Genomic DNA, 20,450 nt, shown 5'->3' on the forward strand with positions numbered 1-20,450 from the left:
ATCAGAAATCCATTCCGCCCATGCCACCCATGCCGCCCATTCCACCCATGCCGCCGCCACCGCCGCCGCCGCCCATCGGTGCGGACTTCTCGGGACGCTCGGCCACCATCGCCTCGGTGGTGATCATCAGCGACGCGATCGACGACGCATGCTGCAGTGCCGAGCGCACGACCTTGGTCGGGTCGATGATTCCGGCGGCGACCATATCCTTGTAGTGGCCGCTCTGCGCATCGAAGCCGAAGTTATAGTCGGCGTTCTCAAGCACCTTGCCGGAGACCACCGCACCATCCTCGCCCGCGTTCTGGCTGATCTGACGCATTGGCGCATGCAGGGCCTTGCGGACCACCTCAATGCCGACGCGCTGATCGTCGTTGTCGGCCTTCAGGTCGCCCAACACCAACGACGCGCGTGCCAAAGCCACGCCGCCGCCTGGGACAATGCCTTCCTCGACGGCCGCGCGCGTCGCATGCAGGCCGTCGTCAACGCGGTCCTTGCGCTCCTTCACCTCGACCTCGGTCGAGCCGCCGACGCGGATCACGGCGACACCGCCGGAGAGCTTGGCCAGCCGCTCCTGCAGCTTCTCGCGGTCGTAGTCCGAGGTGGTCTCCTCGACCTGCGCCTTGAGCTGCGCGCAACGGCCCTTGATGTCCTCGCTCTTGCCGACGCCTTCGACGATCGTGGTCGTCTCCTTTTCGATCAGCACCTTCTTGGCGCGGCCGAGCATGTCGAGCGTGACGGTCTCCAACTTGATGCCGAGATCTTCGCTGATCACGGTGCCGCCGGTGAGGATTGCGATGTCCTCGAGCATCGCCTTGCGCCGGTCTCCGAAGCCCGGCGCCTTCACGGCCGCCACCTTCAGGCCGCCACGCAGCTTGTTGACGACGAGTGTCGCGAGCGCCTCGCCCTCGACGTCTTCGGCGATGATCAGCAGCGGCCGGGCCGACTGCACGACCGCCTCGAGCAACGGCAGCAATGTCTGCAGGCTGGATAGCTTCTTCTCATGCAGCAGGATGTACGGGTCGTCGAGCTGCGCCGTCATCTTCTCGGCGTTTGTGATGAAGTACGGGCTCATGTAGCCGCGGTCGAACTGCATGCCCTCGACCACGTCGAGTTCGGTCTGGATGCCCTTGGCCTCCTCGACGGTGATCACGCCCTCGTTGCCGACCTTCTGCATGGCCTCGGCGATCATCCGGCCGATCTCGGCCTCGCCATTGGCGCTGATCGTGCCAACCTGGGCGGTCTCCGCCTCGGTGCTGATCTTGCGGGTGCGCTTGCCGAGTTCCTCGACGACGGCGGCAACGGCCCGATCAATGCCGCGCTTGACGTCCATCGGGTTCATGCCGGCGGACACCGCCTTGCCGCCCTCACGGATGATCGACTGCGCGAGTACGATCGCGGTGGTGGTGCCGTCACCGGCAATGTCGTTGGTCTTGCTGGCGACTTCGCGCACCATCTGCGCGCCCATGTTCTCGAACTTGTCGGAAAGCTCGATTTCCTTGGCAACCGCGACGCCGTCCTTGGTGATGCGTGGCGCGCCGAAGCTCTTGTCGATGACGACATTGCGGCCCTTGGGTCCGAGCGTCACCTTCACCGCGTCGGCGAGAATATCGACGCCGCGCAACATGCGGCTGCGTGCGTCAGCGCCGAAGCGCACATCTTTACTGGCCATTTTGTTTTCTTTCTTTTCTGTGGAGAGGTCAGGCTGCGATCTTGCTGTCGGCGGCGCCGACTTCGACGATGCCCATGATGTCGCTCTCCTTCATAATCAGGAGCTCCTCGCCATCGAGTTTCACCTCGGTGCCGGACCATTTGCCAAACAGCACCCGGTCGCCGGACTTCACTTCCAGGGCGACGATCGCGCCCTGCTCGTTGCGGGCACCCGGGCCGACGGCGACGATCTCGCCCTCCATCGGCTTTTCCTTGACGGTGTCAGGGATGATGATGCCGCCCTTGCTCTTCTCTTCGGCGGTGATGCGACGGACGACCACACGGTCGTGTAGGGGACGAAACTTCATGTTTTTTGTCCTGAACTAACGAGGAGACATCGGCTTGGCGCCGCCGGAATTCCTGGCGGGCCGTCTGCCGGATGGAGGTTGTCCTAGCACTCCGGCTTATGGAGTGCCAGCCCCCCTCTATCACCAGCGCGCGCGCAAATCCGCCGCATGCGCGCAGAGCGAGGCGAACAGCACCCCGCACAGCACGAACCAGGGCGCGTGGCCTAGCGCCAGGCGCGTCGTCAGCAGCAGGCAGAAGCCGGCGGCCAACGTACTCAGGACAAGCCGCGGCGGCGGCCCGCGACGGGTATGCCGGTGCAGCAGCACCAAGCCGGCCGCCTCCAGCACCACCAGGCAGAGAATGCCATCCACCAGGAGGATCACGCGACGACGACGGCTTGCGGCGCCCGCAGATCGGCGAGGAACGCCGCGATCACGGCGGCGACGGTCGCGGGTTGCTCCTCGTGCGCAAGATGGCCAAGCCCGTCGAGCGTCACCTTACGCGCCTGCGGCAGGATCGCGCGCAGCTTGTCGGCGTCACCGGGCGGGATCATCCGATCGTTGCTGCCAACCACCAGCGTCACCGGCACATCCAGTCGTGGCAGATCGGCCGCGAGAGCGGCGAGGTCCCAATGCGCCATCATCTGCAGCGCCGCCGAGACGTGCCCCGGATTGCGCAGCAGCCGGCGGTAATGCACGAGCTCGGCGTCATCGAGGCGCGATCCGGTATTGCCGAGCATGCGGCTCACCAGGTCACGGTTGCTGGCGTGCAGCGAGAATATCCAAGGCACCACCCTGGTCTGCGCGAGCACCCGGGCCGCGGCCGGGAAGACCAGCGAGGCGTGTCCCGCAATCGGCATCAGCGCGCCATTCAGGCTGAACAAGGCCCGCGGGCGGATTAGCCCGTCGAGGCACATGCGGGCGGCGATCGCGGCACCGGCGGAATGGCCGACGACCACATCCGGCGTGAACTCTAGCCGGTCCAGCAGTCCGCCGAGCAAGTGCGACATCGCCGGCAACGACATCCGCCCGGGTTGTGGCACATCGGTAAAGCCGTGGCCAGGCAGGTCCGGCGCCAGCACCCGTCCATGCGTCGCGAGCAAGCCCAGCAGCGCGCGCCAGGAGTGTGTCGCAGCCCCAGTGCCGTGCAGCAGCAGGATGTTTGGTCCGCGCCCGGCCTCCTGCACATGCCATCGCAGGCCGGCCGCGCGCATGAACCGGCTGGCCTGACGGTTTGGCCAGTCGGCGCCGTCGCGATCCCAGTCGAGACGGCCGATCATGCCGCCGCAGCGTTGCGCATGGCCGCCGACAGCGCCTGGGCGTCGGGCAGCTTGAGATAGAGTGCGCCCATGCAGCCGGCCAGCGCTTCGGCCTTCGCCTCCGGACGCGGCGAAATGTCGACCAGCAGCGAGGCAATGCCAGAGCCGCGCAGCCGGGCGGCGGCGGCGGCGGCCTCCTGGGTGGCCCGCGCGCGATCGCCGATGCCGGCGGCGGTGACGTTGGCGCGGCCGTCGGTCAGCATCACCAGCAGCGGCGTCTCGCCACGCTTGCGCAGGCCGATCCCCAGAGCGATGGCGGCGTCGATGCCGGCCGCGATCGGCGTGCCGCCGCCGCCCGGCAGGCCGGCGAGACTGCGACGCGCCCGTGTCAGTGCGGAGGTCGGCGGCAGCAGCAGTTCGGCGGTCTTGCCGCGAAACGCGATCAGCGCCACCCGGTCGCGTCGCACGTAGCAATCCGCCAGCAGCCGCTCGATCGCCCCCTTCGCTTCGGCCAGGCGGTGCAGCGCCGCCGAACCGGACGCGTCGACGACGAAGATCGCCACACTGCGCGGCGTCTGCGCCCGCGGGGTGATCCTGAAATCACTGGTGCGCACCTCGATTCGCCGGCCGATACCGCCGCCGCCGCGCACGCGTTGCCAGGGGGCGGCGGCGCGCAGGGTCTCGACCACGGCCAGCCGCTTGCCGCGCTCCGGCCGTCCGGCGCGCGCCGGCAACGGCCGCCCATGCTGCGTCGCCAGCACCTTTGCCGCCGAGGAACGGCCGCCGCCCGACGTGCCGCCGGCCGCCGCCTGCCCTTGCAGCCGCTCAAGCAGATCCGCAGGCAACGACGCGATGGTCGCCTCGACCACGCGCTCCGCCATGCCGTTGTCGGCTTCGGACTCGTATTCCGGCGCGTCTTCGGGGCTGTCGGATTGCCGCGAGTCCTGCTCCTGTTCCTGCGGCGCTGGTGGCGCTTCTGAATGCGGCATGCGGGTCGCCCGCCACGCCAGCACCAGGCGGGCAGCGAGGGTCGCATCCTCCTCACTGACGGCAAGCCTGCCGCCGAGGGCGGCCGCCGTGCGGGCCACACGCAATGCGAGCAGCGGCGCCCGTAGCGAGGCGATGCCAAAGGCGTCCGACGTCGCGCACAACGCCTCCAGGATGCGCGCCTCGCACGCCACTTGCGGCAGCAAGCGCCTGGCTGCGGAGAGGTCCATAATCGGAATCTCAGAGAGGTCTTCCTCGGCGATCCGGAACGCCGCTCGCTCCAGCATTGCGGCAGGGGGCGTCTCGTCCTCCACCCCCTCGTCGAGCAGCACCGCGCCCAACTGGGCGGCGGCCCGCAGGGCGACGCCGTCGCGCTCGGTCAGCAATTCGCCCTGGTCAAGCACCAGGCATAGCCGCGCCGCGGTGTCGCGGCTCAGCCGCTCGGCCATCGGCAGAAGCAATACGCCGCCGTCGGTCTCGGCGAGCAGGCCGCGCTGCGCCACCCGGTGACCGCTAGCCAGCGTCGCCGACAAATCGAGGCCACCGAGCAGACGGTCGTCGCCGATACCGAGTGGACAGCGCCGCACCGGCGCGCCTGTTGGCAGCGAAGCGCGCAATGCCGCCACGAACGCGTCCCGAGACGGGCCCGCGCGGGATCGCAGATGCAATACCAATCCCGACGGATCCAGTGCAAACAGGCGGCAGATCAGTGCGGCCTGCTCGCTCATCAGGGACCGAGCTCGGCGAGCGCCCGTTCCACCCTCGGCGCCGCCCCCGCCTCGTCCAGCGGGTTGCGACGCAACCGGTGCCGCAAGGCCGGCAGCGCCACCGCGCGCAGATGCGCAGCCCCAAGTTCGCTGGCCCCCTCCAGGCAGGCGAGCGCCTTGCCGGCGCGCAACAGCGAGAGCTCGCCGCGCAGCCCGTCGGTGCCGAGCGACAGGCACAGGCGCGCGGCCAGCTCCAGCACCGCATCGGGCGTTTGCACCTGCTGCACCCGCGCGCGGGCTGCCTCGATCTGCCCGCGCAGCGTCGTCTCCGCGGCAATCCACGTCTCGACGAAACCTGCCGGATCGCGGTCGAACGCCTCGCGCCGTCGCAGCACCTCGACCCGGTCGGCGAGCACAGTGGGCGTCGTCACCTCAACCGCAAGCCCGAACCGGTCGAGCAATTGCGGCCGCAGATCGCCCTCCTCCGGGTTGCCGCTGCCGACCAGAACGAAACGCGCCGGGTGGCGCACCGACAGGCCCTCGCGCTCGACCACGTTCTCGCCGGATGCAGCCACATCCAGCAGCAAATCGACCAGATGGTCTTCGAGCAGGTTGACCTCGTCGATGTAAAGAAAGCCGCGATGCGCGCGCGCGAGCAGTCCGGGCTCGAACGCCTTTACCCCCTCGGTCAAAGCGCGTTCCAGATCGAGTGCCCCGACCACGCGATCCTCGGTGGCGCCGAGCGGCAGATCCACGGTCGGCACCCGCGCCATGCGTGTGCGCGGCTTGCGGGCGCTGGTGCTGCAATGCGGGCAGCCGCGCCGGTCCGCCTGCGGATCGCAGCCATAGGGGCAGTCCTCAACCACGCGGATTTGCGGCAGCAGGCCGGCAAGTGCCCGCACCGCCGTGGACTTGCCGGTGCCGCGATCACCGAGCACCAGCACACCGCCAATGCCGGGATCGACCGCGCTCAGCAGCAGCGCCTGCTTCATCTCGTCCTGACCGACGATGGCGGTGAATGGAAAGACGCGTCGCGGGGCCAGGTCAGGCTTGGCAGCGTTCAGCCGGACCGGGGTGATGACGTTCATTTACGCACTCCGGGCATCTACGCACTCCGGGCGAGGCTGAAGGCGTACCATTCGGCGCTGAGGCTTTCGACCAGGTGGTCGATGTCGTCGTCGCTATGCAGCGGCGACGGCGTGATGCGCAGCCGCTCGGTGCCGCGCGGCACGGTGGGGTAGTTGATCGGCTGCACGTAGATGCCGTGATGCGACAGCAGCCTGTCGGTCAGCAGCCGGCACTGCACCGCGTCGCCGACAATGACCGGTACGATATGCGACGGATTGGCCATGTGCGGCACGCCGGCGTCATCGAGGCGGCGGCGCACCCGGGCGACACGGTCGGCGTGGCGTGCGCGCAACTCATCGCCGGCACGCACCGCGCGGATCGAGGCCAGGGCGCCGGCGGCGACCGCGGGCGGTGTCGCGGTGGTGAAGATGTAGCCGGACGCGAACGAGCGCACGAAGTCGCACAGCAGGCTGGACGCCGCGATATAGCCGCCGACCACCCCGAACGCCTTGGCCAGCGTCCCTTCGATCACCGTCAGCCGGTCCGCCACCCCGTCGCGCGCCGCGATCCCCGCCCCCTCGGGTCCATACAGGCCGACGCCGTGCACCTCGTCGAGATAGGTCATCGCGCCGAATTCGTCGGCCACGTCGCACAGATCCCCGATCGGGGCGACGTCGCCGTCCATCGAATACACGCTCTCAAAGGCCACCAGCTTGGGCACCTCGGCCGGCAAAGCGGCAAGCCGGCGGCGCAGGTCGGCGGCATCGTTATGCGCGAAGATCTGCCGCTCGGCACGGCTGTGCCTGATCCCCTCGATCATCGAGGCGTGGTTGCCCGCGTCCGACAGCACCACGCAGTTCGGCAGGGATGACGCGAGCGTGCCCAGCGTCGTCCAGTTCGACATGTAGCCGGAGCCGAACAGCAGGGCCGCCTGCTTGCCGTGCAGGTCCGCAAGCTCCGCTTCAAGGGCGACATGCACGGTGCTGGTGCCGGAGATGTTGCGTGTGCCGCCGGCGCCGGCACCGAAGCGGTCGAGTGCGGCGTGCATCGCCGCCAGCACCGTCGGATGCTGGCCCATGCCGAGATAGTCGTTCGAGCACCACACCGTCACGTCGCGCGCATCTGGTGTGCTCGCATCGTTACGGCCGAGCAGTGCCGCGCCATGCAGCGTGGCTTTCGGGTAGGCACCGGCCTGGCGCTCGAGCTCGGCGAACACACGGTAGTTGCCGTCGCGGCGCAAGCCGTCGAGTTTCCATTGGAAGAAGGCTTCGTGGTCCATGGTCGGCTCCTTCCGGCTCAGGCCGCTTGTTCCTGTGGTGTGTCGGTTTCGTGGGCGCAGGCGTCGAACGCCGCCTGCAGCCGGGTGCCTTGCAGGTGGTGGCCGATGGCGATCACCCGTGCCGCCTCGTCGTTTGACGCCGCAAACGCCGACATGCTGGCGCGGCCGCCGGCGACGTCGAAGCGTATCCAGCCGCCGCCTGCCCGCGCGATGCCTTTCAGCCGCTCGATCTGACCGTAGGCGCCGGTGGTGACGTCGTCGAGCACGTCGGCGAGGCGCTCGGTAGCAACAGTGCCCACCAGCGCACCGTTCCAGGAGTCAAAACCGAACGCGGCGTCGTGCCCGTGGTCATGCCCGTGATGATCGTGATGATCGTGATCGTGGTCATGATGATGATGGTCATGGTGATGCTGCACCGGCGCCGCCTGCGGAACGGTCGGAGCCGCGACCGCCTGCACCGCAAGCGGCGCCGCGATGCCGTAGGTGGATTGCATGAGCTGCGCCGACGGATTGAGCGAGCGGATGGTGGTTGCGATCATCGCCACCGTCGCCGGCGCGACCAGGTCGGTCTTGTTGATCACCAGCACCGTCGCCAGCCGTGCCTGCGCCTCGATATGCGAGGTCATACGGGCGTAGTCGCGCAGGAAGGCGCCGGCGTCGAGCAGCGTGGTCACATGCAGCGAGCGCACCAGCGGCGTCATCTCCGGACCAGACAGGGCGCCAAGCAGCGATGCAAGGTCGGCGACACCGCTGGGCTCGATCAGCACGCGCTTGGGCGCGAACTGTGTCACGATGCTCTTGAGCTGCGTCGCCAAGTCCTTTTTCAGCGAGCAGCAGATGCAGCCATTCGGCAGTTCGACTACCTCGGCACCGCGCTCGCGCAACAGCGAGCCGTCGAGCCCCACCGAGGAGAAGTCGTTGACCAGAACTACGGTGCCGCTGTCGCGGGTCGCCATCGCGTGGCGCAAAAACGTCGTCTTGCCGGCGCCGAGGAAGCCGGCCACCACCTCGATATCAAACGGCGCGCTCGCCTTGCGTGACTTCAGGCTCCAACCCCATAGCGCGGTCCCCGGCAGCGGCAGCATCAGCAGCCAATGCTCGACGATTGCAAGCCCCATCATCGTTGCAAGGAAGGTGAAGCCCGCTGCCTCGAACGCGGTATCGTGCGCCGCCGTCGCGGCCTGCACCAGAAGTACCATGATCACCATCGAGACGGTGATCGAGATCGGGAACAGCAGGTTCATCGACTTCTTGGTCAGGAACGCGCGCAGGAACAGCAGATGCTCCGGCAGGAACTCCTCGTTGAGGTTGCGCACGCCCAGGAACACGTTGAGCTTCGCACTCTGGTGCATCCACCACAGCACCATGAAGGTCCAGGTGCCGACCTGGTTGGGCGCATGCCATGTCAGCGCCACCACCGCTGCGCCGGCCGCGATGATCGCCAGTTCGTGCCACAGGCTGGTCTGGATCGCGTGGCCGAAATGCTTCCAGCCGCGGCAGCCCTCCGGGCAGGGTGCTCCACGCGGACCGGTGACGTAGCCCATGTAGAACGAAATCTCCTGCCAGCCCCAGGCCAGCAACCCGCAGGTGAAGGCGTAATAGGCGGCGCGCACCGTCACCTCGGTGCTGGATGCGGCCAACCCCCAAAGCGAGACGCCGAACAGTATCGTCGCACCCAGCATGCTCCAGCGGAAGGTGCTGCGCGGCAGCCCGTCGAGATACATGATCAGCCCGGTGCTGAGCCACCAGGTGAATAAGGCGAACAACGCCGGCAGGATATAGAGATGCAGCATCTCGGCGTTCTTTCTACCAGGAGGGTGCCAGCCGCACGTCGGCCGGCATAGTGTGGCGACGATGCGGAAGCGTATAGACGCGCAGGAAATTCGCACCCGCCGCGAGCATCAGCCCGGCACGCTTGACGCGACCGACCGCACCGCCACGGGCGCGCGTGGCGCCCATCGCGACGGTGATTCGCCGGAAGCGCTCCATGCCGGCATGAAAGCGCGGATCGTCGAGATCGAGCGCCACCGGGAACACCTGCCGGCAGATCTCCTGGGTAACGCGGAACACCTGCATGTCGTACTCGGTCGGGTCGAGCCCCAGCGCTTCATGGAACACCGGACGCGCATGGTCGCGGACATACATCGTCGCGAATACGGCGAGCAGAAAGAAACGTATCCAGAGCGTATTACGGCCGCGCAACAGGCTCGGGTCGGCGCGCATCAGCAGCGCGAACGCCTCGCCGTGACGGAACTCGTCGCCGCACCAGTTCTCGAACCAGGAGAAGATCGGGTGGAACAGCCGGTCGGGATTGCGTTCGAGCTGGCGAAAGATGGTGATGTAGCGAGCGTAGCCGATCTTCTCGGAAAGGTAGGTCGCGTAAAACACGAACTTTGGCTTGAAATAGGTGTATTTCTTGGCCTTGGCGAGGAAGCCGAGATCGACGCCGACGCCGAAATCCTTGAGCGTGTCGTTGATGAAACCGGCATGACGCGCCTCGTCGCGGGCCATGTAGCTGAACAGCGCCTTGATGTCGGGATTGGTGATCCGCTTTTTGATTTCGGCATAGAGCACGCAGCCGGAGAACTCCGCGGTCACCGAACTGACCAGGAAATCGAGGAATTCCTGCCTGAGAGCGGGCGGCAGTGCGTCGAGGTCGCAATCGAAACGGCCGTCGCGCTGAAAATGATCGTGGTTCGGGTCGCGTCCGAGTTCGGCGAGCAGGCCGTCCCATTCGCGCCGCACCAGGCCCACATCGATCTTGTCCATGTAGGCGAAGTCGGTGGTGTAGAAGCGCGGCGACAGCACCGTGTCTTCGCGCGCAGCCTCCGTGCTGGAATTGACCGGCTTGGCATTCCCTGGCCTGGTCAGTGTCTCGCTCATCTTGGCTCTCCCGCCTCGAAACCGACTTCGTAGAGTTCCGTCAGTTGGAACAGGGACATCGCCCGGGTCCAGGCGCGCCCTATCGGGCCGGCCCGGCTGACAGTGATCCGGCAGTGTTGTGAGATCGTCTCACCGTAGCCAACACGGGTCGGCGCATCATGGATCAACACGCTATCGCCGGGTTGGATGTCCACACCTTCCGGGATCGCGTAGGCATGAAAGCTCGACGCTGTCTTCTCGATCTCGACCAGGCAGGTCGCCTCGATGGTCTGCATCAGGGCGTTCCTTCCTGGCTATGCCCCTCTTGGGAGCGCAGGTAGGCGACAAAGCGCTGAGCGTTTGCGCTGCCGAAGCTTTCCAGATCGATCTCGCTCTTGGTCGGCGGATCGATCAGCAGGACCCGTCCGTCGCTCATTTCGGTGATCCGGTAGGGCAAGTCCTTGGCGACCCCGTCATGTTTGCGAATAATGTCCATGCCGTGCAGCATGCCGGGAACGAAGCCGTCGCGGATCGTCGGCACGACACCGGCGACACGGTCGGTTTTCGCGTCGATGACCTGCATCGAATCGTCGGGCTGCAGCACGAAGCGCAGCTCGCGACTGGCGACGACCTTCGCACCGTCATGCAGCGGCCTGGTCGGCCAGACCGCGACCACGGCGATGACGCCGACCGCGATCAGCGCGATGAACGGCGGCCATGGGAAGGCGGGCTGGCTGGCGGCGCTGGACATCGCCCTAGGCTCCGACCGAGGCGCGCAAGCCGGCGTCCACAGGACTTTTCCCGCCTGCAGCAACAGGCGCTGCCGGCACGCTCTGGCCAGCGCTGGCCGCGAGCGACCGCGATAGCAGGCTCGCCACCCTGGCCGCGTCGGGAATGCAGCGCAGCATGGGCTGCACCTGGCGCAGGCTCCACGGCCGCACATGCGGCCAGAGCAAGGTGATCCCCATGCGGGTCAGACCGGTCAGACGCAGCGGAATATCGCCGCTGCCGTCGGGATAGAGCCGCACCGACGCCGCATCGATCGAGCAGAACGGCAGGTTGATGCTCATCGACAAAGCGACGCCGATCTTCAGCACCACTCGCTTATCGGTCAGCGTGTAGACGGTGGTGCGCGAGACCAGATAGGCGAACAGCGTCAGCATGCCGGTCGCGATCGCACCGAGCACGATCAGCGCCACCATCGACCACCACAGCTTTGGTGAGTTCGAGAGCCACGCCGATCCGGCGCACCAGGCGGCAAGGATGGCGAAATACACCGCGATCTTGCGCACGTGCATCGCCCGCCGCGCCAGCGCCATGGTATCCGGCGCACCCTGCCACAGCATGGTCTCGCCCTCGGGAAGCGGGCCGGGCAGGCCATACGGCCGCTGCCCGACACCGTCGCGGACGACTCTGATGCGGCTGCTCACAGGAATGGTCCCGCACGGCCGGGCATGCCGTAGAGCGTGCTGCCGCCACCAAAATAGCCCACGATCTTGTCCTCCTCGAGACGGGTGACGATGTCCGGGTGACGCGTGCGCGGCACGTCGCGGAACTGCACGGCCGCCAGCGCGCGCACGAACACCTGACGCTCCCGCTTGCGATAGCGGACATACATCTGCGGCACCAATACGCGTGGGCTGACGGCAACGTTGTCGAGTTCTACCTCGAGATAGACGATCTCATGCTCGACCTCGTCGATCCAAACGTCTATGACGCTGCCGATATCGAGGCCGTCGGCGGCGATTACCCGCATCCCCTGCGGGTGCGGCTCACGCGGATCGACCCGATATTCCAGGGCCACGCGCAGCGGCTTGAATTTGTTCTGGCCGTCGATGGTGAGGTCGGGTTCGTCGTCACGGAAGGCATAGGAGGCCGGCCCGATCCCGTCGATCAGCGGGTTTCCGGTCGGTATCAGCGGCGCGCCCGGGAAGTTCGAGGCGGACACGGCACCCTGCGGGAAGCGCGGCTTGCTGCCAGGCGGCGCATAGGCGACGCCGCCATGATACAGCCTGAACTCCTTTGGCGTGGGAAACGGAAAGCCGTTGCTGGTTACGGTTTCGGTCTCTCCGGGAATCGAGGAGACCACCGGATAGCCTTCACGATGGCTCTCGCGCTGGATGTAGAAGATGAGTCCGGCGAAGAATGCCCAAAACACGTAGAGCACGACTTGGGCGACATCGACATAGCCGGTCAGGGCGCCTGTCAGCATGGCCTGATTTCCTTTTTGGACGAGTAGGAAGCAACGGAGTTGTTGAAGCGGACCAGCGGCCCGAGTGCCACCAGAGTGGCGAACAGCAGCGCAATCTCAAGCAAGTAGACCGCCTGGTAGCCGACCGCGGGCCCCTGCAGCACGACCCCGAAATGGCCGTCATTGGCAATCCACGAGATGGTATCCCGCAGCACGCCACCCGCGGCGATAGCGCCACCCGCGGCGAACGCCTGCACCGCACCCCAGGTGCCGAGTGCGAGGCCGTTGCGTCCGCCGCGCGAGGCGTCCATCGCGCCAGCCAGCGTGCCGACCAGGAACATCGCGGCCCCGAGCCCGATGCCGAAAATACCAGAGGCGAACAGCAGCGCCGACTGCGCCGGCGCCGAGGTGATGACCAGAGCGAACGCAAACGCGCCTTCCAGCGTGCCGATGGCGGCAATCCGGTAGCGGTCGCGCCCGGGAGCCAGCAGGATGGCGGCAAGCACGAAGCCGACAATGCCGCCGAACGCGAGCAGCGCGGTCAGCGACGTCGTCGCACTCACCGGCAGATGCAGCACCTGGCCGCCATACGGTTCCAGCAGCACATCCTGCAGGCCAAACGCGAAGGTGCCGAACCAGACCGCCACCAGACGCCGGCGCGCATCCGGCTCGCGTGACGCGATGCTCCAGGCTTCGCGGAAGCGTGGCGCATGGGTCGCCGGGATCACTGTCGAGGCGCTGCGCGGCTCCTGCTTCCACAGGGCCACGATGTTGAGCGCCATCGCCACCGTTGCCGCCCCCTGCACCACCTGGATCAGCCGCTCTTCGCTGAAATGCGCAAGCAGCAAACCGAAGATCAGCGAACTGGCAAGGATGCCGACCAGCATCATCACGCAGAGCAGCGTCACGACTGGCGGCCGCGAACGCTGCGGCACGATGTCGGTGGCGAGTGCGAGGCCCACCGTCTGCACCGTATGCAGCCCGACGCCCACCAGCAAAAAGGCGAAGCCGGCAGCGACGGGCCCGGCAATACGCGGGCCATGGCTGTCGCCGTTCAGCAGCAGCAACGCGAACGGCATGATCGCGAGACCGCCGAACTGCAGCATCGTGCCGATCCATAGATAAGGCACCCGGCGCCAGCCGAGCAGAGAGGTATGGGTGTCGGAGCGAAAGCCGATGATCGCACGGAACGGCGACAGCAGCAGCGGCACCGCCACCATCACCGCGACGAGCCAGGCCGGCACGCCGAGTTCGACGATCATCACCCGGTTCAGCGTGCCGATCACCAGCGCCAGAGTCATGCCGACGGAGACCTGGAACATCGACAGCCGCAACAACCGCCGGATCGGCAGGTCGTTGGATTGGCTCTCACGGATCGGCAGATAACGCACGCCAATCCGGTTCCAGGCCTGCATCTTCATGACACAAGCACCTCCAGTGCCTGCGACGTGTAGAAACCCGAAGCGATCCGCTGCGTGCGCGCCGTCGTCAAGCCCGATGCGCGCAACAGGCGCGTGATCTTGCGGGCCGAGACCGGCTCGATCGCGGGCGCGCGGTCGCCGCGCGGAAACACCCGTCCCACCGTGTGCATCACCGACAAGGCCGGGGTGCGCGGCGCAAACGTGAACAGCACCGCACCGCGGCTGCGCGCGGCCAGCGCTGCGACGGCGCCGGCCATCTCACGCGCCGGATAATGAATCAGGCTATCCATCGCGACGACATGGTCGAAGCGGCCGTGCGATGCATCGAGCATGTCGCCGGGCTGGAACCGCACCGAACCGCGCAAGCCGGCTGGCAGGCGCGTCCGTGCGAGATCGAGCAAGGTGGGCGACAGATCGATGGCCAGCACGTCCGCACCACGGCGCGCCGCCTCCACCGAAAGGCTGCCGGTGCCGCAGCCGGCATCGAGCACGCGGCAGCCGGAGAGGTCCGCGGGCAGCCAGTCGAGCAATGTCGCCCGCATCCGATCGCGCCCGGCACGCACCGTCGCGCGGATACGTCCCAGCGGCGCATCCGACGTCAGACGCGACCAGGCCTCGAACGCCGTGCGATCGAAATACGCCTCCAATACGGCGCGACGCTGCTCGTATACGGCGCTGCTCATTACTCGAAACCAAGCAACTCGAAGATGTCCCGGTCCTTCAGCGGCTTTGCCGAAAGTGGTGCCACGCCGGCCCACAGGCTCGCCGCCAGCCGCAGATATTCGTTCTGCACCGCTTCGATCTCCGGCGTCGGGTCCATCTCGAACAGCGTTGCCTTCTTCAGGCGCGAGCGGCGTATGGCGTCCAGATCGGGAAACCGCGCCAGGGTGCCGAGCCCGGTCGCGGCGTTATATTTATCGATCTGATCGGTCTCGGCGCTGCGATTGACGATCACGCCGCCGAGCCGGACATCGTAGTTGCGCGCCTTCGCCTCGATCGCGGCGACGATGCGGTTCATTGCAAAGATCGAGTCGAAATCATTGGCAGCGACAATCAGCGCCTGGTCGGCATGCTGCAAGGGGGCCGCGAAGCCACCACAGACCACATCGCCGAGCACGTCGAAGATCACCACGTCGGTGTCTTCGAGCAGATGATGCTCCTTGAGCAGCTTTACCGTCTGCCCGACCACGTAGCCGCCGCAGCCGGTGCCGGCCGGCGGGCCGCCCGCCTCGACGCACATCACGCCGCCGGTGCCCTCGACGACGAAGTCCTCTGGGCGCAGCTCCTCGGGATGGAAGTCCACGCCTTCGAGCACGTCGATCACCGTCGGGATCAGCCGCTTGGTCAGCGTGAAGGTGGAATCGTGCTTCGGATCGCAGCCGATCTGCAGCACCCGCTGGCCGAGTTTGGCGAACGCCAGCGACAGGTTCGAGGAGGTCGTGCTTTTGCCGATGCCGCCCTTGCCATAGACCGCGAACACCTTGGCGGTGCCGATCCTGGTGTGCTGCTCCATGCGCACCTGCACGCTGCCCTCGCCGTCGCCGCAGGTGCCGCAGCCGGTATCGAGCTTGGGTCTCGTGATGACGGTCATGCCGCTTCTCCCATGGCAACACCTTCGAGCCGGTCTTCCAGCTCTTCGCGTGCGCGTTGCAGATCGTCCATCGTGTCGTTGTCGGGCAGCCAGTAGTTGCGCTCGCTGGCCTCGATCAGCCGGCCGACGATGCGGGCCGAGGCGATCGGGTTCAGCGCTGCAAGTCGGTCGCGCATGGACTTTTCCTGCACGAACGTCTCCGTCAGTTTCTGGTAGATCCAGGGTGCCACTTCGCCGGTCGTCGCCGACCAGCCGAGCGTGTTCATCACCTGCGCCTCGATTTGCCGCACGCCTTCATGCCCATGTTCGAGCATCGGCTCGTACCATTTCGGATTGAGCGAGCGGGTGCGTGTCTCCAGCGAGACCTGCTCTGAGAGCGTGCGCACGACACCGCCGCCGCGGGTCTGGTCGCCGATATAGATCTCGGCCTTTTCGCCGCGGGCATGCGCCACGGCCTTGCCGATGCCGCCGAGGCTGTCGAAATAATGATCGATGGTGGTGACGCCGAGCTCGACGGAGTCGAGATTCTGGTAGGCCACCTCGACGGTGCCGAGCATCTGCGCGAACAGAGCGTCCTGGCGCTTCGGCTTGCCGGTCACACCGTAGGCGAAACCCTTGCGCTTGACGAAAGCTTCGGCGAGCTCGCCCTCATCGTTCCATCCGCCATGATCGATGAGCTGATTGACGTTCGAGCCGTACGCGTCCTCGGCATTGCCGAACACCCGCAGCGCCGCGTCGGCGATGCTGCCGCCGTGGTTGGCGACAAAGGCCAGCGCGTGCTTGCGCACGAAGTTCTGCGCAGGATCCTCGTCGGCCTCGGCCGCGAGCAACGCCGCCTCTGCCAGCAGGCGGGTCTGCATCGGCAGCAGATCGCGGAAGATGCCGGACAATGTCACCATGACGTCGATGCGCGGGCGGCCGAGGCGCGCCATGGGCACCAGTTGCGCGCCGCACAGCCGGCCATAGCCGTCATGGCGCGGTTCGGCGCCGAACAGCCACAGCACCTGGGCGAGCGGTCCGCCCTCGGTCTTGAGGTTGTCGGTGCCCCAGAGCACCATCGCGATGGTCTCCGGCAGCGGCTTGCCGCTTTCGGCGTGGCGCGCCAGCAGCCGGTCGGCCTGCTTGGCACCGTCCTGGACGGCAAACGCGCTCGGGATACGGAACGGGTCGAGCCCGTGCAGATTGCGCCCCGTCGGCAGCACCTCCTGGGTGCGCAGGAAATCGCCGCCCGGCGCCGGCCGCAAATAGCGGCCGTCGAGCGCATGCAGCATCGCCGGGATTTCATGATCCACGGCCAGCAGCGAGTCGATCTCCGCGCGCCGCTCGGGATCGGTGATGCCGGCGGCGTCCATCATCTCGCTGCGTGCCTGCGCGTCCGGTGGGCTGCCGATGATGTGCAGGCCGTGCGGGATCAGCGTCTCCTCCAGTTCGAGAAGCGACAGACGCAGGCGGTCGATGCGCGACGCGGCGGTCTCTCCCCAGGCCGGCTCCGCGTCCGCGAGGTCGATGGAGGCGGCCTGCGCCTGGATCAGCATTTCCAGCGACTGGCGCTGCTCGGCGTCGCTGTCCGGCTCAAGCTGGCGCCAGCGATCAATCGAGGATTTCAGGTCGAGCAGGCCGCGATACAGGCCGGCACTCGCCACCGGCGGCGTCAGATAGGAGATCAGCGAGGCGCACGAGCGGCGCTTGGCCAGCGCGCCCTCGGAGGGATTGTTCGAGGCGTAGAAATAGAAGTTCGGCAAATCCGCGATTAGCCGGTCGGGCCAGCAGGCCCCCGAAAGCCCGGCATGCTTGCCCGGCATGAATTCGAGCGCGCCATGAGTGCCGAAATGCAGCACCGCGTGGGCGCCGAAATCCTCGCGCAGCCAGCGATAGAAGGCCGAGAAGGCATGCGTCGGCGCGAACCCGTGCTCGAACAACAGCCGCATCGGATCGCCCTCGTAGCCGAAGGCAGGCTGGATGCCGACGAACACATTCCCGAGCTGCACGCCAAGGATCAGGATATGGCTGCCGTCGCTGTTCTGCCGTCCGGGGGCAGCCCCCCAGTGCTTCTCGATCTCGCCGAGCCAAGTCTCGCGCCGGACGTGATCGGCGGCCGGCACGCGGGCCGCGACGTTGGCGTCAACACCGTAGCGTGCGGCGTTGCCTTCGAGCACCCGCGTGCGCAGGGCGTCGACGTCGGTCGGAACCTCGACGTCATAGCCGCCCTCGGCCAGGCCCTTGAGCGTGCGGTGGAGGGATTCGAACACCGACAGATAGGCGGCGGTGCCGGTGGCGCCCGCGTTCGGCGGGAAATTGAACAGCACGATGGCAAGCCGGCGCTGCGCCCGCTCGCTGCGTCGCAGCGCCACCAGCTTGGCGGCGCGCGCCGCCAGCATGCTCGCGCGCTCGGCATGTGCTGCCATCTGGCGGCGCCCGTCGCCGGACGCTTCCGAACGGCCGCCGAAGGTCATCGGGCAGGTGGCACCATCCAGTTCCGGAATCGCCACCATCATCGCCGCTTCCACCGGCAGCAGGCCCCGCGCATCCGCGTCCCACTGCTCGATCGTCTGGAATTCGAGCGGGTGCGCCGCGAGATAGGGCACATCGAGGCGGCCCAGCATGTCCTGGGCGGCATTCGCATCGTTGTAGGCGGGGCCGCCGACGAGCGAGAACCCGGTGAGCGAGACGACGGCGTCGACGCTGGCCGCGCCGTCGGCCATGAAATAGGCCTCGATCGCCGGACGCTGGTCGAGTCCCGAGGCAAAGGCCGGGATCACCCGCAGCCCGCGGGCCTCCATCGCCGCGATCACGCCGTCATAATGCGCGGCGTTGCCGGCCAGAACGTAGGAGCGCATCAGCAGCAGGCCGACGGTGCCCTTCGGGCTCATGCCGCGGCCAGGAAGATCGCGCAAGTCGGTCGCGATCGGCGTTTTCATGCGCGGATGGTACAGACCGACATCGGGATATTCGACCGGCTCCGCGACCATCAGCGTGCCGCGCAGCACCGCGCGCGGCCCGGCGGCGTAACGGTCGATCAGCAGGCGTAGCAGGTTGGCGATGTTGGCTTCTGAGCCGCCGAGCCAATACTGCATGCCGAGGAAATAGCTGCGCACGTCCTGCGCGGTGCCGGGAATGTAGCGCAGCAGCTTGGGCAGCCGGCGCAGCATCTTCATCTGGTCGCGGCCGCTGGCGTGGCCAGACTTGCCGCGGCCGCCGCGTAGCTTTTTCAGCATCGCCAGCGGACCGCGCGCCTCTCGGCTCATATCGAAACGACCCAGCCGGGTCAGCTTGACGATCTCGCTGCCGGAGACGCAGCACATGATGGCGTCGCACTCATCGCGACGCGCCTGCAAGGCCGGCAGCACCGCGCGGATGTGGTCGTCGAGGAACAGCATCGTGGCGATGACGACGTCGCCGCGGCCGATATCTTCGTTGCAGGCTTCAAGGGCGCGGCTGTCGCTTTCCCATTCGTCCGCGGCGTGGACTGCAAGTTCCAGACCGGGCAGTTCGCGTCTCAGCGTATCCCGTGCAAGCGACGCGGCCTGCGCCAGGTGGCTGTCCATCGTCACGATGACGACCCGGATCGGCACCGCTGGTGCGGTCATCTCAACGGGCGAAATGCGCTTTTGCATCATACAATGCCTCGAGAGTGATCGTCGCGAGTCCTTGTTCGCGCGCGAAATGTTCCGTGTTGCGGCGAGCCTTGCCGCGCACGAAGAACGGAATACGACCCAGCTCGCGCTCGGCGTCAGGCGCCCAGACCAGGGTCATGTTGGGTGTTGGCACGGCAGGGGCCGGTGCCAGATGCGAGGGAGCGGAGTCCGGGGTGAACTCGAAATCTTCGCGGAACATCCCGATCAGATGCTCCTCCAGGCCCATCATCAGCGGATGCACCCAGCTGTCGAATAGGACGTTGGCACCCTCGAAGCCCATCTGCGGCGAGAAGCGTGCAGGGAAATCCTGCACATGCACCGGGGCAGAGATCACCGCGCACGGCACGCCGAGCTTCTTGGCGACGTGGCGCTCCATCTGCGTACCGAGCACCAGCTCCGGCTGCAGAGCGGCGATGCGCGCCTCGACTTCGAGATAATCGTCGGTGATCAGTGCTTCGAGGTTGTACTCGGCGGCGGCGGCGCGTATTTCGCGACCGAACTCGCGGCTGTAGGTGCCCAGGCCCACAAGCTCGAAGCCGAGCTCGCGCACCGCAACGCGTGCGGCCGCGATCGCATGCGTCGCATCGCCGAAGATGAACACGCGCTTGCCGGTGAGGTAGGTGGAGTCCACCGAGCGCGAGTACCAGGGCAGGTTGCAGCTTTCCTCGGCGCGTGCGGCGTCGATGCCGGCGATGCGCGCGACCTCGGTGATGAAGTCGCGCGTGGCGCCAACCCCGATCGGCACCGTGCGCACGGTGGGCTGGCCGAACTGCTTCTCCAGGTAGCGGGCGGTGGTGTCGGCGATCTCCGGATACAGCACGATGTTGAAATCGGCGTCGCCAAGCCGGGCCAGATCGGCGGGGCTGGCTTGCCAGGGCGCAATGACGTTGATTACGACTCCGAGACGCTCGATCAGGCCGGTGATTTCGCGCAGATCGTCGCGGTGGCGAAAGCCGAGCGCGGTCGGGCCGAGCAGGTTGCAACGCGGCACGTCGCCCGGCTCGTGCTTGCGGGCGGGGCCGGCAAAGGCGCGCACGAGCTGGTAGAAGGTCTCCGACGCCCCCCAATTTTCCTTGCGCTGATAGGCCGGCAGTTCGAGGGCGACCACCGGCACCGGCAGGTCGAGTGCGCGGGCGAGGCCGCCCGGATCGTCCTGGATCAGCTCGGCGGTGCAGGAGGCACCCACCAGCATCGCCTCGGGGGTGAAGCGCTCGTAGGCCTCGCGCACCGCGTTCTTGAACAGGCCGGCGGTGTCGCCGCCGAGATCGCGTGCCTGGAAGGTGGTGTAGGTCACCGGCGGCCGGCGGTCGCGCCGCTCAATCATGGTGAACAGCAGGTCGGCATAGGTGTCACCCTGCGGCGCGTGCAGCACGTAATGCACGCCGCGCATGGCGGTGGCGATACGCATCGCGCCGACATGCGGTGGGCCCTCGTAGGTCCAGAGCGTGAGCTGCAT

18 protein-coding genes are annotated in these 20,450 nt (G+C 67.1%); all 18 read right to left on the reverse strand.

All coding sequences use genetic code 11. The features are described 5' to 3' along the window. Nucleotide 1: 1 nt before the first annotated feature. On the reverse strand, nucleotides 2-1,669 hold the full coding sequence (gene groL / locus ACQY4K_RS10880) for a chaperonin GroEL (protein WP_428390229.1): 1,668 nt from the start codon (nucleotides 1,667-1,669) through the stop codon (nucleotides 2-4). A gap of 28 nt (nucleotides 1,670-1,697) precedes the next feature. Then, on the reverse strand, nucleotides 1,698-2,015 hold the full coding sequence (gene groES, locus ACQY4K_RS10885) for a co-chaperone GroES (RefSeq protein WP_428390230.1): 318 nt from the start codon (nucleotides 2,013-2,015) through the stop codon (nucleotides 1,698-1,700). Nucleotides 2,016-2,135: 120 nt separating this feature from the next. Then, nucleotides 2,136-2,366: a hypothetical protein gene (locus tag ACQY4K_RS10890; protein WP_428390231.1), complete on the reverse strand. Its 231-nt coding sequence runs from the start codon at nucleotides 2,364-2,366 to the stop codon at nucleotides 2,136-2,138. 8 nt (nucleotides 2,367-2,374) lie between these two features. Beyond that, nucleotides 2,375-3,274 (reverse strand): alpha/beta fold hydrolase BchO, encoded by a 900-nt coding sequence (gene bchO / locus ACQY4K_RS10895; RefSeq protein WP_428390232.1) that lies wholly within the window; start codon nucleotides 3,272-3,274, stop codon nucleotides 2,375-2,377. Then, a complete protein-coding gene (locus ACQY4K_RS10900; protein ID WP_428390233.1) occupies nucleotides 3,271-4,968 on the reverse strand; it encodes a magnesium chelatase subunit D in 1,698 nt (565 codons plus the stop codon). Before ACQY4K_RS10900 ends, bchO begins: the two co-directional genes overlap by 4 nt. Then, nucleotides 4,968-6,035 (reverse strand): magnesium chelatase ATPase subunit I, encoded by a 1,068-nt coding sequence (gene bchI / locus ACQY4K_RS10905; protein WP_428390234.1) that lies wholly within the window; start codon nucleotides 6,033-6,035, stop codon nucleotides 4,968-4,970. The genes ACQY4K_RS10900 and bchI overlap by 1 nt, the downstream gene beginning before the upstream one ends. Before the next feature lie 17 nt (nucleotides 6,036-6,052). Beyond that, a complete protein-coding gene (gene hemA, locus ACQY4K_RS10910; RefSeq protein WP_428390235.1) occupies nucleotides 6,053-7,294 on the reverse strand; it encodes a 5-aminolevulinate synthase in 1,242 nt (413 codons plus the stop codon). Nucleotides 7,295-7,311: 17 nt separating this feature from the next. Beyond that, complete coding sequence (gene puhE / locus ACQY4K_RS10915) at nucleotides 7,312-9,087, reverse strand: putative photosynthetic complex assembly protein PuhE (protein WP_428390236.1); 1,776 nt, start codon at nucleotides 9,085-9,087, stop codon at nucleotides 7,312-7,314. Nucleotides 9,088-9,100: 13 nt separating this feature from the next. Beyond that, nucleotides 9,101-10,177 (reverse strand): magnesium-protoporphyrin IX monomethyl ester (oxidative) cyclase, encoded by a 1,077-nt coding sequence (acsF, locus tag ACQY4K_RS10920; protein ID WP_428390237.1) that lies wholly within the window; start codon nucleotides 10,175-10,177, stop codon nucleotides 9,101-9,103. Continuing rightward, nucleotides 10,174-10,452 (reverse strand): hypothetical protein, encoded by a 279-nt coding sequence (locus ACQY4K_RS10925; protein WP_428390238.1) that lies wholly within the window; start codon nucleotides 10,450-10,452, stop codon nucleotides 10,174-10,176. The genes acsF and ACQY4K_RS10925 overlap by 4 nt, the downstream gene beginning before the upstream one ends. Then, complete coding sequence (gene puhC / locus ACQY4K_RS10930; RefSeq protein ID WP_428390239.1) at nucleotides 10,452-10,907, reverse strand: photosynthetic complex assembly protein PuhC; 456 nt, start codon at nucleotides 10,905-10,907, stop codon at nucleotides 10,452-10,454. Before puhC ends, ACQY4K_RS10925 begins: the two co-directional genes overlap by 1 nt. 4 nt (nucleotides 10,908-10,911) lie before the next feature. Then, complete coding sequence (gene puhB, locus ACQY4K_RS10935) at nucleotides 10,912-11,586, reverse strand: photosynthetic complex putative assembly protein PuhB (protein WP_428390240.1); 675 nt, start codon at nucleotides 11,584-11,586, stop codon at nucleotides 10,912-10,914. Then, nucleotides 11,583-12,368 carry a photosynthetic reaction center subunit H gene (puhA, locus tag ACQY4K_RS10940; RefSeq protein ID WP_428390241.1) on the reverse strand — a complete coding sequence of 262 codons (786 nt, stop codon included), beginning with the start codon at nucleotides 12,366-12,368 and terminating at the stop codon, nucleotides 11,583-11,585. The genes puhB and puhA overlap by 4 nt, the downstream gene beginning before the upstream one ends. Continuing rightward, nucleotides 12,362-13,768 (reverse strand): BCD family MFS transporter, encoded by a 1,407-nt coding sequence (locus tag ACQY4K_RS10945; protein ID WP_428390242.1) that lies wholly within the window; start codon nucleotides 13,766-13,768, stop codon nucleotides 12,362-12,364. The genes puhA and ACQY4K_RS10945 overlap by 7 nt, the downstream gene beginning before the upstream one ends. Beyond that, the gene (gene bchM / locus ACQY4K_RS10950; protein WP_428390243.1) at nucleotides 13,765-14,451 is read right to left on the reverse strand and encodes a magnesium protoporphyrin IX methyltransferase; all 687 of its coding nucleotides are present in this window, start codon (nucleotides 14,449-14,451) and stop codon (nucleotides 13,765-13,767) included. The genes ACQY4K_RS10945 and bchM overlap by 4 nt, the downstream gene beginning before the upstream one ends. Further along, nucleotides 14,451-15,359, reverse strand: a complete 909-nt coding sequence (gene bchL / locus ACQY4K_RS10955; RefSeq protein WP_428390244.1) for a ferredoxin:protochlorophyllide reductase (ATP-dependent) iron-sulfur ATP-binding protein — start codon at nucleotides 15,357-15,359, stop codon at nucleotides 14,451-14,453. Before bchL ends, bchM begins: the two co-directional genes overlap by 1 nt. Next, complete coding sequence (locus ACQY4K_RS10960; protein ID WP_428390245.1) at nucleotides 15,356-18,976, reverse strand: magnesium chelatase subunit H; 3,621 nt, start codon at nucleotides 18,974-18,976, stop codon at nucleotides 15,356-15,358. Before ACQY4K_RS10960 ends, bchL begins: the two co-directional genes overlap by 4 nt. After that, nucleotides 18,948-20,450: a ferredoxin:protochlorophyllide reductase (ATP-dependent) subunit B gene (gene bchB / locus ACQY4K_RS10965; RefSeq protein ID WP_428390246.1), complete on the reverse strand. Its 1,503-nt coding sequence runs from the start codon at nucleotides 20,448-20,450 to the stop codon at nucleotides 18,948-18,950. Before bchB ends, ACQY4K_RS10960 begins: the two co-directional genes overlap by 29 nt.

The organism is Lichenicoccus sp. (assembly GCF_965276875.1).
Lineage (GTDB): Bacteria > Pseudomonadota > Alphaproteobacteria > Acetobacterales > Acetobacteraceae > Lichenicoccus.

What these genes read in the sequence shown, in the direction of transcription:
- ACQY4K_RS10900 (WP_428390233.1), bottom strand. Translation starts at nt 4,968, where the DNA reads ATGAGCGAGCAGGCCGCACTGATCTGCCGCCTGTTTGCACTGGATCCG.
- bchO (WP_428390232.1), bottom strand. Translation starts at nt 3,274, where the DNA reads ATGATCGGCCGTCTCGACTGGGATCGCGACGGCGCCGACTGGCCAAAC.
- groES (WP_428390230.1), bottom strand. Translation starts at nt 2,015, where the DNA reads ATGAAGTTTCGTCCCCTACACGACCGTGTGGTCGTCCGTCGCATCACC.
- puhE (WP_428390236.1), bottom strand. Translation starts at nt 9,087, where the DNA reads ATGCTGCATCTCTATATCCTGCCGGCGTTGTTCGCCTTATTCACCTGG.
- bchB (WP_428390246.1), bottom strand. Translation starts at nt 20,450, where the DNA reads ATGCAGCTCACGCTCTGGACCTACGAGGGCCCACCGCATGTCGGCGCG.
- puhC (WP_428390239.1), bottom strand. Translation starts at nt 10,907, where the DNA reads ATGTCCAGCGCCGCCAGCCAGCCCGCCTTCCCATGGCCGCCGTTCATC.
- acsF (WP_428390237.1), bottom strand. Translation starts at nt 10,177, where the DNA reads ATGAGCGAGACACTGACCAGGCCAGGGAATGCCAAGCCGGTCAATTCC.
- hemA (WP_428390235.1), bottom strand. Translation starts at nt 7,294, where the DNA reads ATGGACCACGAAGCCTTCTTCCAATGGAAACTCGACGGCTTGCGCCGC.
- groL (WP_428390229.1), bottom strand. Translation starts at nt 1,669, where the DNA reads ATGGCCAGTAAAGATGTGCGCTTCGGCGCTGACGCACGCAGCCGCATG.
- ACQY4K_RS10960 (WP_428390245.1), bottom strand. Translation starts at nt 18,976, where the DNA reads ATGATGCAAAAGCGCATTTCGCCCGTTGAGATGACCGCACCAGCGGTG.
- puhA (WP_428390241.1), bottom strand. Translation starts at nt 12,368, where the DNA reads ATGCTGACAGGCGCCCTGACCGGCTATGTCGATGTCGCCCAAGTCGTG.
- bchL (WP_428390244.1), bottom strand. Translation starts at nt 15,359, where the DNA reads ATGACCGTCATCACGAGACCCAAGCTCGATACCGGCTGCGGCACCTGC.
- bchM (WP_428390243.1), bottom strand. Translation starts at nt 14,451, where the DNA reads ATGAGCAGCGCCGTATACGAGCAGCGTCGCGCCGTATTGGAGGCGTAT.
- ACQY4K_RS10925 (WP_428390238.1), bottom strand. Translation starts at nt 10,452, where the DNA reads ATGCAGACCATCGAGGCGACCTGCCTGGTCGAGATCGAGAAGACAGCG.
- bchI (WP_428390234.1), bottom strand. Translation starts at nt 6,035, where the DNA reads ATGAACGTCATCACCCCGGTCCGGCTGAACGCTGCCAAGCCTGACCTG.
- ACQY4K_RS10945 (WP_428390242.1), bottom strand. Translation starts at nt 13,768, where the DNA reads ATGAAGATGCAGGCCTGGAACCGGATTGGCGTGCGTTATCTGCCGATC.